Origin of the sequence: Pseudoalteromonas prydzensis (assembly GCF_011050055.1) — a bacterium.
Taxonomy (GTDB): Bacteria; Pseudomonadota; Gammaproteobacteria; order Enterobacterales; family Alteromonadaceae; genus Pseudoalteromonas; species Pseudoalteromonas prydzensis_A.
The window spans coordinates 1-13,390 of the sequence record NZ_DRGM01000079.1 but is presented as its reverse complement, the minus strand read 5'-3'; the positions used below and the strand labels follow the sequence as shown (position 1 = coordinate 13,390).

Annotated in this window: 11 protein-coding genes and 1 rRNA gene; 5 read left to right on the top strand and 7 right to left on the bottom strand. The window is 41.2% G+C overall.

Going from position 1 to position 13,390, the window contains the following annotated elements:
• Position 1: 1 nt before the first annotated feature.
• A complete protein-coding gene (locus ENH88_RS07265) occupies positions 2 to 706 on the bottom strand; it encodes an ABC transporter ATP-binding protein (RefSeq protein WP_304181204.1) in 705 nt (234 codons plus the stop codon).
• An 11-nt stretch (positions 707 to 717) separates the two neighbouring features.
• Positions 718 to 1,971: an efflux RND transporter periplasmic adaptor subunit gene (locus ENH88_RS07260; protein WP_304181202.1), complete on the bottom strand. Its 1,254-nt coding sequence runs from the start codon at positions 1,969 to 1,971 to the stop codon at positions 718 to 720.
• Between the two features lie 226 nt (positions 1,972 to 2,197).
• Between ENH88_RS07260 and ENH88_RS07255 the strand changes: the two genes are divergently transcribed.
• Positions 2,198 to 3,616 carry a sigma-54-dependent transcriptional regulator gene (locus tag ENH88_RS07255; protein ID WP_304181200.1) on the top strand — a complete coding sequence of 473 codons (1,419 nt, stop codon included), beginning with the start codon at positions 2,198 to 2,200 and terminating at the stop codon, positions 3,614 to 3,616.
• A gap of 2 nt (positions 3,617 to 3,618) precedes the next feature.
• Positions 3,619 to 4,935, top strand: a complete 1,317-nt coding sequence (locus ENH88_RS07250) for a sensor histidine kinase (protein ID WP_304181198.1) — start codon at positions 3,619 to 3,621, stop codon at positions 4,933 to 4,935.
• A 131-nt stretch (positions 4,936 to 5,066) separates the two neighbouring features.
• On the opposite strand, the gene ENH88_RS07245 is transcribed toward ENH88_RS07250, so the two are convergent.
• On the bottom strand, positions 5,067 to 6,347 hold the full coding sequence (locus ENH88_RS07245; protein WP_304181196.1) for an acyltransferase family protein: 1,281 nt from the start codon (positions 6,345 to 6,347) through the stop codon (positions 5,067 to 5,069).
• A 183-nt stretch (positions 6,348 to 6,530) separates the two neighbouring features.
• Here ENH88_RS07245 and ENH88_RS07240 point away from each other — a divergent pair, with 183 nt between their 5' ends.
• From ENH88_RS07240 to ENH88_RS07230, 3 genes are all read left to right on the top strand, one after another.
• Positions 6,531 to 7,394 carry a LytR/AlgR family response regulator transcription factor gene (locus ENH88_RS07240; protein WP_304181333.1) on the top strand — a complete coding sequence of 288 codons (864 nt, stop codon included), beginning with the start codon at positions 6,531 to 6,533 and terminating at the stop codon, positions 7,392 to 7,394.
• 66 nt (positions 7,395 to 7,460) lie between these two features.
• The gene (locus ENH88_RS07235) at positions 7,461 to 8,732 is read left to right on the top strand and encodes a LysM peptidoglycan-binding domain-containing protein (RefSeq protein WP_304181195.1); all 1,272 of its coding nucleotides are present in this window, start codon (positions 7,461 to 7,463) and stop codon (positions 8,730 to 8,732) included.
• 99 nt (positions 8,733 to 8,831) lie between these two features.
• Positions 8,832 to 9,497: a hypothetical protein gene (locus ENH88_RS07230; protein WP_304181193.1), complete on the top strand. Its 666-nt coding sequence runs from the start codon at positions 8,832 to 8,834 to the stop codon at positions 9,495 to 9,497.
• Positions 9,498 to 9,541: 44 nt separating this feature from the next.
• On the opposite strand, the gene creD is transcribed toward ENH88_RS07230, so the two are convergent.
• From creD to rrf, 4 genes are all read right to left on the bottom strand, one after another.
• The gene (creD, locus tag ENH88_RS07225) at positions 9,542 to 10,837 is read right to left on the bottom strand and encodes a cell envelope integrity protein CreD (RefSeq protein ID WP_304181191.1); all 1,296 of its coding nucleotides are present in this window, start codon (positions 10,835 to 10,837) and stop codon (positions 9,542 to 9,544) included.
• 78 nt (positions 10,838 to 10,915) lie between these two features.
• The gene (creC, locus tag ENH88_RS07220; protein WP_304181189.1) at positions 10,916 to 12,397 is read right to left on the bottom strand and encodes a two-component system sensor histidine kinase CreC; all 1,482 of its coding nucleotides are present in this window, start codon (positions 12,395 to 12,397) and stop codon (positions 10,916 to 10,918) included.
• Positions 12,384 to 13,064, bottom strand: a complete 681-nt coding sequence (locus tag ENH88_RS07215) for a response regulator (RefSeq protein WP_304181188.1) — start codon at positions 13,062 to 13,064, stop codon at positions 12,384 to 12,386. The genes creC and ENH88_RS07215 overlap by 14 nt, the downstream gene beginning before the upstream one ends.
• A gap of 186 nt (positions 13,065 to 13,250) precedes the next feature.
• A 5S ribosomal RNA gene (rrf, locus tag ENH88_RS07210) occupies positions 13,251 to 13,365 on the bottom strand.
• Between the last annotated feature and the right edge of the window lie 25 nt (positions 13,366 to 13,390).

Here is a 13,390-nt window from a genome sequence, read left to right as displayed (position 1 = left end):
GTTAAGCAACCTCAGCAGCGCTTTGCTGCACAACATTCGCTTTATCAAGCATTACTTGGCCATCGAGTAAGCGTACTAAACGGTCAGCATAGGCACCTTCTTTTTCTGAGTGAGTCACCATAATAACCGTGGTACCTTCGCGGTTTAACTCGCGCAGCATCGCCATGACTTCATCACCATTTTTAGAGTCGAGGTTACCGGTTGGTTCATCGGCTAATATGAGCTTTGGATTGATGACTAATGCACGCGCCACGGCTACCCGTTGCTGCTGACCACCCGACAGTTGCTGTGGTAAGTGCTCGGCGCGGTGGTCAATGCCTACGCGCTTTAAAATGGCTTCAACACGTTGCTTTCGCTCACTTTTTGATATTTTTTGATACTGTAATGGCAGCTCTACGTTTTCATATACGGTTAGTTCATCAATCAAATTAAAGCTTTGAAATACAAAACCGATTGATGCTTTACGAAGCTCTGACAATTGCTTTTCGCTGTACCCTGCGATATCAGTACCCGCAAAATCAAAGCTTCCTGCACTTGGCGAATCCAACATACCTAAAATAGACAGCAAGGTTGACTTACCACAGCCAGAGGGCCCCATAATCGCTAAAAAGTCACCTTCGTTTACGGTTAAGTTAATATTGCTTAGCGCTGTAGTTTCAACATCTTGAGTACGAAATACACGACTTAAATTAGTTAGTTTGATCATTGTTATTTTCCTTAAAATTGTAGTTGCTGTGCTTTATCAAAGTTGCTGTAGCTAGAGGTAATCACTTGATCCCCTGCATTGAGCCCTTCGAGCACTTCAAAATAGTGTTGATTCTTTTTGCCTAAGCGAATATCACGGCGCAGCGCTTTATTACCGCCTTGTTCAATAACATAAACCCAGTTACCGCCCGAGTTGGTAAAAAAGGCGCCACGTTTAAGCAGTAAGGCATTGTTTTTGTCACCACCCAGCATTAACTCAATATCAATACTTTGGCCGCGCTTAATGCTTTTGGTGTTACTCGGTAAATCCACTTCAATTTGAAATTGCGACTGCTGTACGCGGCTATCAATTTTGCTCACCTTGGCGTTCACTGTACCGCTTTCAAGTTCAATCATCACGGTCATGTCACGCTGTACTTGGTTTAAATAAAACTCATCAAGGCGTACCACTAATTTATATTCATTTGGAATATCTATTTGGCCTAATCGCGCGCCACTGTTTTTAGATTCACCAATTTCCACATCAAGCTCGCTTAAATAACCAGATACCGGCGCTTTGATTAATAAGTTATCGAGATTTCGACGCGCAAACTGCAGGTTTTTCTCAAGCATTTTTGCGCTGTCAGAAAGCTGAGCCACTTGCACCTCACGAATTGAGTTTTCTTGCTTTTGGCGTTCAAGGGTGAGCTCTTTACGGGCTTGGTAATAATTTAAATCCTCTTCCAGCTCTGCAAGTTGCTCCTGCGCTAATACGCCACTTTTAACTAACGGTTTAGTTTGCTTTAAACGGCGGGTTAAGTGGGTAATTTTTAATTCGATTTCTAATAAATCACGGCGTAAATTCAACCGGCTAGTTTCCATTGTCATTTGCGTATTACGTAAAAAGTTAAGCTGCTCAGTTACTTGTGCTTCGCGGCTCATTACATCAAGTTGCAAGTTAGTGTTGCTTAAGCGTACCAAAGGTTGGCCTTTCTCAACATATTCGCCTTGCTCTACTAAGCGCTCTTCAACTTGACCACCGGCAATGGTATCAAGATAAATGCTGGTTTTTGGCACTACTTGACCGCGTAAGCTTAAGGCATCTTTAAATGCACCTTGTTTAACTGTGCTAACCGTAAGGCTGCTACGATCAATATTCTGGCTACGACCTGTATCGCTGGTTTGCGTAAAGCCATAGGCAGCCGCCGCAACACCAAGAGCGAGTGCTGCAAAAGTGAATTTTTTTAAGTACTTTTGAGTAAATGAGCGTTGTATTTTTTTGTCCATGTTTGGCTACCTTGATACAGGTTTAATAAACTAATTACCGATAGTTATTACAAACCTTGCGCCAACTTTATTTAACAAACAAATTCAATAGGTTAAGTTTGTTTTTAACTATTTAAATATTGATAGTGTCCGCTTATAGAACACTTTGTTATTTTATCAGCGTCCATTTATGGACACTGTCCCCTTTTTGTTTTAGGCTAAATAAAACTCTATAAAAATAACAATCATGAAACACTCAGGCTCGCTGTTAATTGTTGATGACAACCCCGATATTCTCATCGCCGCACGGTTATTGCTAAAACAGCATTATCAAAGCGTTAAAACCACTGACAACCCATTTGATATTGCAGGCATTATTAACGAGCAACGCAAAGCTGATCAGCCAATTGATGTGATCTTACTCGACATGAACTTTACCCAAGACTCCATCAGCGGCAAAGAAGGCTTTTATTGGTTAAAAAAAATCATCGAGCAAGACGCTAATATCGTGGTTTTGTTAATGACTGCCTACGGCGATATTCAACTTGCAGTGGATGCGATTAAAGCAGGCGCCTCTGATTTTATTGCTAAACCTTGGCGAAACGAGCAACTACTTGGCGCCGTTGCAGCGGCGTTTTCACATGCTAAAGATAAACAACAAGTCGGTAAATTAACTCGCCAAAAGCAAGGGTTAAATCAAGCCTTAAACACACCCAACTTTGAATTTTTAGGACAAAGTGTGGCAATGCAGCAGGTATTCACCACCATTGAAAAAGCCGCGCAAACGGATGCCAATATATTGATAACCGGCGAAAGCGGCACAGGTAAAGAGCTCACCGCCCATGCCATTCATCAGGCAAGTATGCGCCATAGCCAAACCTTTATGAGCTTGGACATGGGCGCCGTGGCACAGAATTTATTTGAAAGTGAGTTATTCGGCCATAAAAAAGGCGCGTTTACCGATGCTAAAAGCGATCGCATTGGTAAGTTTGAACTTGCCCAAGGCGGCAGCTTATTTTTAGATGAACTCGGTAATTTACCACTTGAACACCAGGCTAAATTGCTTGCCGCATTACAAAATAGGCAAATTACGCCTGTTGGCGGCAGCAAAGCAGTTGATATAGATATTCGCCTTATTTGTGCCACCAACGACAACCTTGATCAAGCTGTCGCCGAGGGGCGCTTTCGTCAAGATTTACTATACCGGATCAACACCGTTGAAATTCGCCTACCCGCATTGCGTGAACGCAGTGATGACATTCCATTATTAGCTAATTACTACCTCAAGCACTTTGCACAAAAATATAAACGCGACTTAACCATTAGCGATCATGATATGAACGCACTTTGCCAGTATTCGTGGCCGGGTAATGTACGTGAATTGGCTCACGCTATAGAGCGTGCGGTTATTTTAACTGAAGGGGATAAACTCGATATAAGCTCAGTGGTTGGTAATTCAGCATCAGTTAGTACTGACGAGAATACACAAAGTACAGGGGTTTTAAACAATGTAGCGCAGTACGATACCTTTGATTTAGAAATACTCGAACAACGTACTGTACGTGCAGCCCTTAAGCATCATCAGGGGAATGTTAGCCATGCAGCCAAAGCGCTTGGTTTAACCCGTGGCGCTATGTACCGCCGCCTTGAAAAATATGGACTGTAACCATGCGGGCTAATTTATTATTAACGATTAATATAATAGCGCTTGTTAGTGCTAGCGTATTACTGAGTTACTTATTACAAAACAGCAGCTTTTCAGCAACCTCACTGTTAGTTATATTAGTCTCTGCGGCCTTGATAGCACATATTTTCACCCTATTTAAACGCCAACAAAAACAAGCCGAAATGGTGATCCGCGCTTTAGCCAATGGCGACAGTACCTTAGGGCTTGGCCAACAACACCCGATGCGCCAACAATTTGAGCAAGTAAAAACGCAAATGCAAACGGCACGCTTTAATGCCGAGCAACAAGCGCAATTTTTACAAGCACTGCTTATTCATGTTGATTTAGCCGTCATGGTATGTGACGACAACGGCAAAGTGATCGAATCAAACCCAGCAGTCAGCAAACTACTGGGTAAAAGCTTCCAGCATTTAACTGAATTAGGCGCTGTTGGCGAGCTCATTTTAAACGCCAGTCATAATATTCGCAGCACCACCTATTGGCAAACCGGCGAGCAGCACGACACCCTCTCTATTCAACTCAGTATCGCCGAAATACAAGGTAAAGTGCGCCGTGTAGTAAGCATTCAATCAATTCATGACCAATTACAACTCAAAGAACAACAAGCTTATAAGCGCTTAACTAAAGTGTTGACTCACGAAATTGCCAACTCAATTACCCCACTTTCATCGTTAGCTGATACATGCAGCAATTTACTGCCACAAGAACTGTGTTTTACTGATAGTGAAGATAAACAAGACTTACAGCTTGCACTAAACACCTTAGCATCAAGAACGGCACATTTAGGCGACTTTATTGCCCGTTTTCGCCAAGTTAGTAGCTTACCTAAACCCAATTTAGCGCCCAATAATTTAGCAGATTTGTTAGCGCGTATTATCACTTTGCATCAACAACAGGCACGCGAGCTACAAATCAATATAGAACTGGCGATTGCAAGCCAACTATTGGTAATGTTAGATAGCACTCAAATAGAGCAAGTATTAGTAAACCTGATAAAAAACGCCCTCGAAGTGTTAAGCAGCAACAAAAAATATAACCCGCAACGCCCCGCTCAGCCAAACATCAAGCTCAGCTTGGCACAAAACGCCAGCCAACAACTCTATGTAGAAGTCAGCGATAATGGCCCAGGCATTAGCGAGCATGTGGTGGATATGATCTTTGTGCCATTTTTTACTACCAAACAACAAGGATCTGGTATTGGCTTGAGTCTATCAAGACAAATTATGCTCAACCACGGCGGTGATTTAGTTTATCTACAAAAACCACAAGGCGCATGCTTTAGATGTGTGTTTGGTTGAGCGTAGGTCGCCATTTAAGATAACAATTGATTAAGAGTTGGCACTTTCGCGCTAAAGCACGACCTACATAATTTCACAGCATATTTTGTAGGTCGTCGTTTACGGCGACAATTAACTTGCAATATAGGTAGTTAAACTAACCTAAAGATCAGTGGGCTTACCAATATAAGTCCGCAACAAAAGCCTGCTTTAATTTGCCATGTACTGTATTTACCTGCGACCTTAATCCCTAACAATGGGCTTAATAGGTCGACACGGCGCGCGCCCATAAACACTAACCAACAAATAATAAAAGTGAGGCTGAGTATAAGTAATAACTCCACAAAACCACCTAATTGCAGTTCAGACAAGTAAAAGGCTAAGCCAATAATCACACTTTGATGTAATAAATAAAAAGGGAATACTGCACAGTTTAGTAAAGCCAATTTAGGGTGATCGTGATTCAAAAAACGTTGTGCTAGTGCAAGCATCAGTAACACACCCACTAATCGTTGCGCGGTATACAGCATATCCATGCTGGTAATTTGCCATTGGCTAGATGCGGAGTTTTGCCAAATAATATGATAACCCGCCACAACCAAAAGATAACCTATAATAAATGCTCCTAGTACCCTCTTCCAATGGCGAAGTAGTTGGCTATAAAATACCGGTTGCCATGCAAGTAAGTAACCGTAAAGTAAAAATAGCGCGCCCATGGGATAACGAAATGTGTCGCTCGGCCAGCTCAGCTTAAGTATGCAAAGCGGTAGTAACAATACGATGAAGATAATGATTATCGACCGCTCACACAAGCGAGTTAGTAATGCCTGCATATAAGGATGATGTAGCAGTGGTATAAATAACACCAGCAATAATGAAAATTGCCATAACGAACGTAAATACCAAAGGTGGTTTACATCAACATGCGGCCAAATACCTGCTTGGTATTGGTTAAATAAAGGGTTAGTTAAATCAAAAAACTGCAGGTAAAACTGCCAAAAGCTCATAGCTAAGCCTGCCTCTTGGCTCATTTGCGCATAAAGCTGAATCGGTACTATAAACCAAATGCCAACCAATAAAGGCAGTAATATTTTTACACTGCGCGTTATTAAAAACATGCCTAAACTAAAACGCGCAACAATAAAGCGCAGTGCCACACCAGAAATAAACCAGATTAATCCCATTCGCCAAGGTGACAGCAACAGCATGGCATTCTCTATGTTGCTGGATAAATACTGGCTTTTAAAATGAAAGCCCCAGTTTTCACTGTATAGCATGCCGGTGTGGTAGAAAATTAATAAACCAAACGCAAGCACCCGCAGCCAATCTAAATCATAGCGGCGCAGTGGTAACTCAACGGCTTGATTAAACGCATTTAGCCATGGCTGTAATAGGGTTTGTAGCGTGTTTTTAATTGCTATTATAAGTTTCATGGTTGATTTAATTAATGACTACTAAATTACAACTATGCCCCACTTACCGCGTTAAACAATTAAAAAAGGCTGATAAAACAGTCAGTAGGGATAAGCGGTGGGATACAGGGATGATAAGTTTGGTGATTTATCGCTATGTTGATAGTCTAATAGTGAGGCAGCTTAAGAGTAACAATAATAATGATCACCTTAACGCATTTTCAGCGTTACCAAACTTGGTATGCGACACTATTTTTATGTAGTTATGTTTTTATCAATAATACCATTAATGCCAGCTCAAACATTATGGAAGCCCAGCGAGGTGGCGTACTCCCGTTTATGATCTGGGAGCCATTTGTATGGGAGTATTCCAGCGCTATTGGCACCTTGTTGTTGTTTCCCGCTTTAGTTTGGCTATTAAAAGCTAAGCCATTTAATTGGCAAAAGATCACTCGGTCATTACTCATTTATTTATTCGCGAGCGTTATTTTTTCGTTATTGCATGTAGGGATCATGGTCGCTATTCGCAAGCTCATTTACACCGTACAAGGTATGCAATATGACTTTGGATTAGTGTGGTTTGAATTACTTTATGAATACCGCAAAGACTTGTGGGGGTTCTTATTTTTAATTGCTGTTATTAAAGCCTACCAATATGTAGTGAACCAATTAACCGGTGAAGCGGCGCCGATCAAACAAGGCGAAGATACGCCTGAAAATTTAAATTTCGACAGACTACTGGTAAAAAAGCTGGGGAAAGAATTTATTGTCCGCGTAGCACAAATAGACTGGCTTGAATCCAACGGCAATTACGTAAATCTACATATTGGCGCACGAATTTATCCTTTACGTGCAACCATGAGCCAACTTATAACTCAGTTAGAGCCGCAAGGATTTTGCCGTATTCACCGCTCCTATGCCATTCGTTTAGATGCGGTTGAATCAATCACGCCATTACCAAGCGGTGATAGTGAAGTGAAACTTACAACGGGCAAAGTGCTTAATTTATCACGTCGCTATAAAGAGCAGTTTAAAGGCAACATAAATTCAGCCACCGCTAATTTTTAACTCACCTTATGTTAAGCTAACTTACTTTAGGTTAGCCGCATTCATTTTTTCGGAGTAGTTTAGTACGTGTCTTTAAATCGATTTATTCGCATTTTGCCATTGATTGTTATTTTATCCGGTTGTGAAACCACACCCGAACAGCCATCTTCACAACCAGCGGTTAAGGCTGAACCTGCCACTATTGTTAGTAAACCAAGCGAACCCATTGAGCAAATAGCACCGTTAAATGCAAAAGAACTTGATGATGTGTGGCAACGTATTCGTGCGCAGCTAACATTTGCCAACTCTAGCCACCCAGATGTGCAGCAACGCATTGCTTGGTATTTATCGCACCCAAATTACATGGATGAAATAAGTCGCCGTGCTGAGCCTTACCTTTACTATATAGTCACTGAGGTTGAAAAGCGGGATCTACCGATAGAATTAGCGCTAATGCCGCTGATTGAAAGCGACTTTGATGCCAGTGCCTATTCGCACAAACATGCATCTGGACTTTGGCAATTAACCCCTTCAATAGCTAAGTATTTTAAGGTAAAAATTAGTCCTTGGTACGATGGTCGCCAAGATGTGATAGACAGTACCCGTGCTGCTCTGGATTTTATGGAGTACTTATACCAACGCTTTGATGGCGATTGGTATCACGCTATAGCAGCCTATAACTTAGGTGAAGGCCGTGTACTTAGAGCAATCAGCAACAATAAAAAGCAAGGCAAACCGACTGAATTTTTTAGTTTAAAATTACCTAAACAAACCAGTCAATATGTACCTAAACTACTTGCTGCGGCGCAATTATTAAAAAGCCAAAAGATGGCATTCCCTGCAATAGCAAATAAAGATGCAATTGCCACCGTGGCAATTTCTGGTTCGGTCATTTTAGATAATAAAGCCCAGTGGCAACAATTAGAGCCTTTAAACTACGGGGTGATTCGTTTTCCTGCGATTATTGATGCGCCTCATATCGTCGTACCTGCCAGCGAGCAAAAGCAATTTGAAAATATGATCGCCAATCAAAAAAGCAACGATTATAGCCAATGGCAGCATTACACTGTTAAACGTGGCGATAGTTTGAGTGTTATAGCAAAGCGCTACAAAGTAAGTGTGAGTCAGCTTAAAGCATTCAATAATTTAAAAAGTAGTACCATACGTATTGGCCAAAAGTTGCTGCTGCCGCAGTTAGCCGATACACAAATAGAGCACAAGGTAAAATCTGGCGAAAGCTTATGGAAAATAGCCAACCATTACAAAGTCAGCATCACTAAGCTAAAGCAATGGAACAGCCTTTCAGGCGACCGCTTAAAAGTAGGCGAGAAGCTAACCGTATTTTTATCAAATAGTTAACTATAAGAGAATGCTTGCTACTCGCAATTTTATCTACACTTTATCAAACACATACCTTATAGTAATTAATTACACTCATAAAAATAAAAACTAAACGATATGGATGATCAACACTCAAAGCCGTCACTGCCGGTACCTGTAAAAAATACTAAACCGCAAGCTTGGTTCACTAACGAACGTCTCAATTTACTTCTTGCACTGTGTGCTATTGTCATTTCAGCCGCATCATTTTATGCCACCTACTTACAAGCAAGTGCCGCCGAGCGACAAGTAAAAGCCGCAACTTGGCCCTGGTTAGAAGTGATATCTGGTAATTTCAACGAGCAAGAAAAAGCACCTGAAATCGCCCTTAAAATAACAAATTCAGGCTCCGGCCCTGCCATCATTAAATATGTAAAATATTTTTATAATGACCAATCGTACGTAGACATTTACGCGCTTATAAAAGATTGCTGCTTCGATGTATATGCCTATGAAAAACAGCTCCTTAAACTACAAAGTGAATCCCCCGAGATAAACTTTTTCGAACAATTTGGCTGGCTATTTACCAGTGAAAGTCAAAATAGGCTATTAGCCGCTGGCGCCAGCATTAGCTTACTCAGCTTTAAAAAAACCAGCTTTAATGACACACAATGGCAAACAGTAGATAAGCAACGCTTTAAGATTTCAACATCAATCTGCTATTGTTCACTGCTTGAACAATGCTATATCAGTGATGGCCGCGGTACAGTTAGCGAGGTAGAACATTGCGCACTAAACGATTAATATAAAAAGGGTGGGACGTTACCGTCTCACCCTTATTTGGAATTTTATTCTTCCTCAGCTTTACCACGATACCAGTTAACTTGTCTGGTCAGCATCATAATCAAACTCAGCACTACAAACACCAGTAAACTGCCCATCAACAATGCGTAATCTTCTGCACTTAGTAGCCCGTACAGTAAGCTGTATAAAAACAGTATGCCAAGCAGAAATAACCCCCCATGCTTAGTATTTTTCAACATTCCAGCCACATAAATACTTAGTAATAACGAAGACGCTAATGCTGATAGTAAATAGGCAAGATTAAAACCAAGGTGTTCACCTAGCGATATCAACAATAAGTAAAAAACTGCCAATGCTAAACCGACAAAGCCATATTGCACCGGATGAACGGGTTCGCTGCGTAGCACTTCGAGTAAAAAGAAGCTGGCAAATACCAATATCAGCACTAAAATTGCGTAGTTACTGGCGCGATAGCTTTTTAAGTAATGATCAACACCATCAACAAGATTAACTCCCATGCTACGTTGCTTAAATTGTTCGCACTGATTTTGAAAAACACAATGCTGAAACAGCTCTTTTAAGTTGGTAGCAAAGTAATTTGTTTGCCAGTTGGCAGTAAAGCCTTGTTCTGAAATACTTGAGTCGATAGGTAAATAATCGCCAACGAAACTTAGATGTGGCCAATCTGCTTGCATGTTAAGACTGGTTTCTTTACCGATAGGAGCAATAGCTAGTTTTCGCATTCCTTGTAGATTTAAATCAATTTGATAATCCAATGTTTGTTGCTCAAGCAAAGCACTAAAATCAAGCTCAATATTAACGCCTTCAGGCAATTGCGCCAGCTTAGTGCCAGGCTGCAGCGCATATTCTTGGTTATTTATACGCATAGCACTGCCTTGACCAATACCGCGAATATCTTTAATCGCCATGATCATATGCACCTGCTTTATCTTTTTATCGGCTAATTCATTTAAAGCCTCGGTATTAAATTGCCCTGCAAAGTGATTCACTGAGCGATATAGCAAAGCCTTATAAATACCTCGGTATTTTTCAAAAGAAGATAATTCACTGTTTATTGTTAAGGTTTCAGGTAGCAACAACAGCGTTCTTAACTGTTCAGTGGTGTTGCCTTCCAAAGTATGTGTTTCTATAAACTGCACTTGAATAAACGGCCCAATGACTTGTTGCTCGCCGCTGCTACTTTTAGCAATATCAGCTTGCACTTGTTGCTGTAGCTCTGCACGTTCATCAATTAGATTTTGGATCATAAAAATAGGCACTAATAGCAGTACAATTAGGCCTATGATAATCACCAATTTTGTTTCCAGTTTTTGCTTCATTGTTATTTACTCCCTATTTAATATAGGAACTAGAGTAATCGACAAAAGTGGATTTTAAATGGTGCTTATGTGGAGTCTTTATGGAGTTGGTAAAAACAGCTTAACGGATACGCCCTGCGGGGTATTATTTATTATTAGCTTGCCTTTATGCAACTTAACCACTTGTTCTACAAAGTTAAGCCCAAGGCCGGTACTTTTTTGTCCGTTACTTCTGGCAAGCGAATAAAAGCGTTCGGTTACTCTCTCTAAGGCATAATCAGGTATATTCGGACCAGTGTTTTCGACGTTAATACAAAGCTCGCCTGCGGTTTGCGTGACGGTAATATTGATTTTGCCCTGTTCATCTACAAAATCCAGCGCGTTTTCAAACAAATTGTACAAAGCTTGCTGTATTAAAAATTGATCCCCCACAAAAGCAACTTTGTTATCACAGGCAACGCTTAACTCTACCTGTTTGGTCATTAGCCTGCTGATACAAGAGGCTTTTATCTGCTCAAGTAAAGCGGGTAAATCAATTAATTGCCGTTGTTCAAGCTCTGGGAGTTGCTCAAGCTTTGTTAGAGCTAACAACTTATCGATCAATTGCTGCATTCGCGTAGCTTCGGTTTCAATATTCTGAGCAAATAATTGTTGTTTATCTACCGTGGTAGGGGTTTGTAGTATTTCACTAGCCCCTTTGATCGCTGATAATGGGCTTTTTAATTCGTGCGTTAGAGTTTGCACATAGTTTTCTACGTAACGCTTACCATCAAGCTGACGCCGCATATTTTCAAGCGCATCACTCAGTAAGCTATATTCATAAAAAACTCTAAAGGTGGGTTTACTGGTTTTTTCACCGCGGCCCATTTTATCAGCGTAGTCTGCCAGCTTATATAACGCCGTATTTATACGCCACGCGATTAACGCTCCAATTATAAGCGCGAGTACACTCATTAACGCTAACCAAGTTAATACCCGATACCTAGAAATATCAATAAAGGGCTGTACCGAACGGTTCGCTTTAGCAACGGTAACACTGCCAATGATCTCATCGTTATACATGATTGGTGCAGCAACATGCATGACGGTTGATAGCGGATCATTTGGGTCTAATGCGGTTGAGCGTGCCCCGTACTCACCACGTAAGGTGAGGTAAACGTCATTCCATTTAGAAAAATCATTGCCAACATCCTGCTGCCATGAATCTAGCACCACAATTCCTTGTTGATCGGTTATATAAACTCGATGATTAACTGATTTTTTTTCAACTCCCCAAATAGCAGCATCAGGGTCACGTAAACCATAAAAGTTGATTTGCTTAGCAAAAGCGCTCTGTGCAATATCTCCTTTAACCATCGGGTTACTCGCCATCACAGCCAGCATGTTAGCCATGTCGACCAGTGTTTCTTCACTTGCTTGGCGTACCGTTGGTTTGATCTCTCTCATAACCGTCGAGCTAACTAAGTAAGCGGTTAAAATCACTAACACAAAGTAGAGTAAAAACAGCCTCAATCCAAGCGGGATCTTAGGCCATCTTTTAAGACGAGCAAATACCGTAGTTACTTCCTTAGCTGGATTCATAGTAATAACCAAAACCACGTTTAGTATGAATACACTCAGGAGCCGATACCGCGCGTAGTTTATTACGAATAGCCTTTATGTGACTATCAACGTTACGGGCATAAATAGCATCTTGGTGATTTTGCGCCGCCAGTAATAATTGCTCACGGGAGAATACTTGGCGAGGATGGCTAATTAACTTATCCAGCAGTTTAAATTCTAATGCTGTAAGAGCCAGTGCTTGGCTTTGAAAATGATAATCGAAATTTTCAGCATAAAGCCCTGAGGCTTGTTCAGAGGAAATAGGTGCTTTAATCGCAGCTTCGCTATGTCTAATTCTAAGTTTAACCCGTGCAAGCACTTCTCGTGGGCTAAATGGCTTAGTGACATAATCATCGGCGCCTATTTCTAATCCCACCACCCGATCAATTTCATCATTTCGGGCAGTAAGAAAAATAATTGGAACCGCTGAGAACTCTCTTATCTGTTTGCACAACTCAAAACCATTGGCATCTGGTAAACCAACATCCAAAATCAGCAGGGCAGGCATATTGTTTTTAATATACTCAAGCCCCTCACCCGCTGTAGCAAACCACTGCACAGCAAAACCATCTATTTCTAGAGTGTGGATCAGTGTATCAGCGATCGCTTTTTCATCTTCAATGATCACAACCCGACTGCTAGACATACGCAACTATTCCATTTTACAAACTGAGTTAACAGCTTTTAATAGTTACAGTTAGCAAGCATGTAGTCAATTGCTAGATACCACTACATGGCCTATCGCTAGTTCCTAGCGACCTAGCCCCTAGAACTTTTTTTAGGACAAACAAAAAACCCGCTTCATTTCTGAAGCGGGTTTGTTTAATTAGGATCCTGGCAATGTCCTACTTTCACATGGCAAATGCCACACTATCATCGGCGCTGTTTCGTTTCACTACTGAGTTCGGCATGGGGTCAGGTGGGTCCAAAACGCTATTGTCACCAAGCAAATTTGGTATTAATCCGCTCTTT

What these genes read in the sequence shown, in the direction of transcription:
- ENH88_RS07265 (WP_304181204.1), bottom strand. Translation starts at nt 706, where the DNA reads ATGATCAAACTAACTAATTTAAGTCGTGTATTTCGTACTCAAGATGTT.
- ENH88_RS07260 (WP_304181202.1), bottom strand. Translation starts at nt 1,971, where the DNA reads ATGGACAAAAAAATACAACGCTCATTTACTCAAAAGTACTTAAAAAAA.
- ENH88_RS07255 (WP_304181200.1), top strand. Translation starts at nt 2,198, where the DNA reads ATGAAACACTCAGGCTCGCTGTTAATTGTTGATGACAACCCCGATATT.
- ENH88_RS07250 (WP_304181198.1), top strand. Translation starts at nt 3,619, where the DNA reads ATGCGGGCTAATTTATTATTAACGATTAATATAATAGCGCTTGTTAGT.
- ENH88_RS07245 (WP_304181196.1), bottom strand. Translation starts at nt 6,347, where the DNA reads ATGAAACTTATAATAGCAATTAAAAACACGCTACAAACCCTATTACAG.
- ENH88_RS07230 (WP_304181193.1), top strand. Translation starts at nt 8,832, where the DNA reads ATGGATGATCAACACTCAAAGCCGTCACTGCCGGTACCTGTAAAAAAT.
- creD (WP_304181191.1), bottom strand. Translation starts at nt 10,837, where the DNA reads ATGAAGCAAAAACTGGAAACAAAATTGGTGATTATCATAGGCCTAATT.
- creC (WP_304181189.1), bottom strand. Translation starts at nt 12,397, where the DNA reads ATGAATCCAGCTAAGGAAGTAACTACGGTATTTGCTCGTCTTAAAAGA.
- ENH88_RS07215 (WP_304181188.1), bottom strand. Translation starts at nt 13,064, where the DNA reads ATGTCTAGCAGTCGGGTTGTGATCATTGAAGATGAAAAAGCGATCGCT.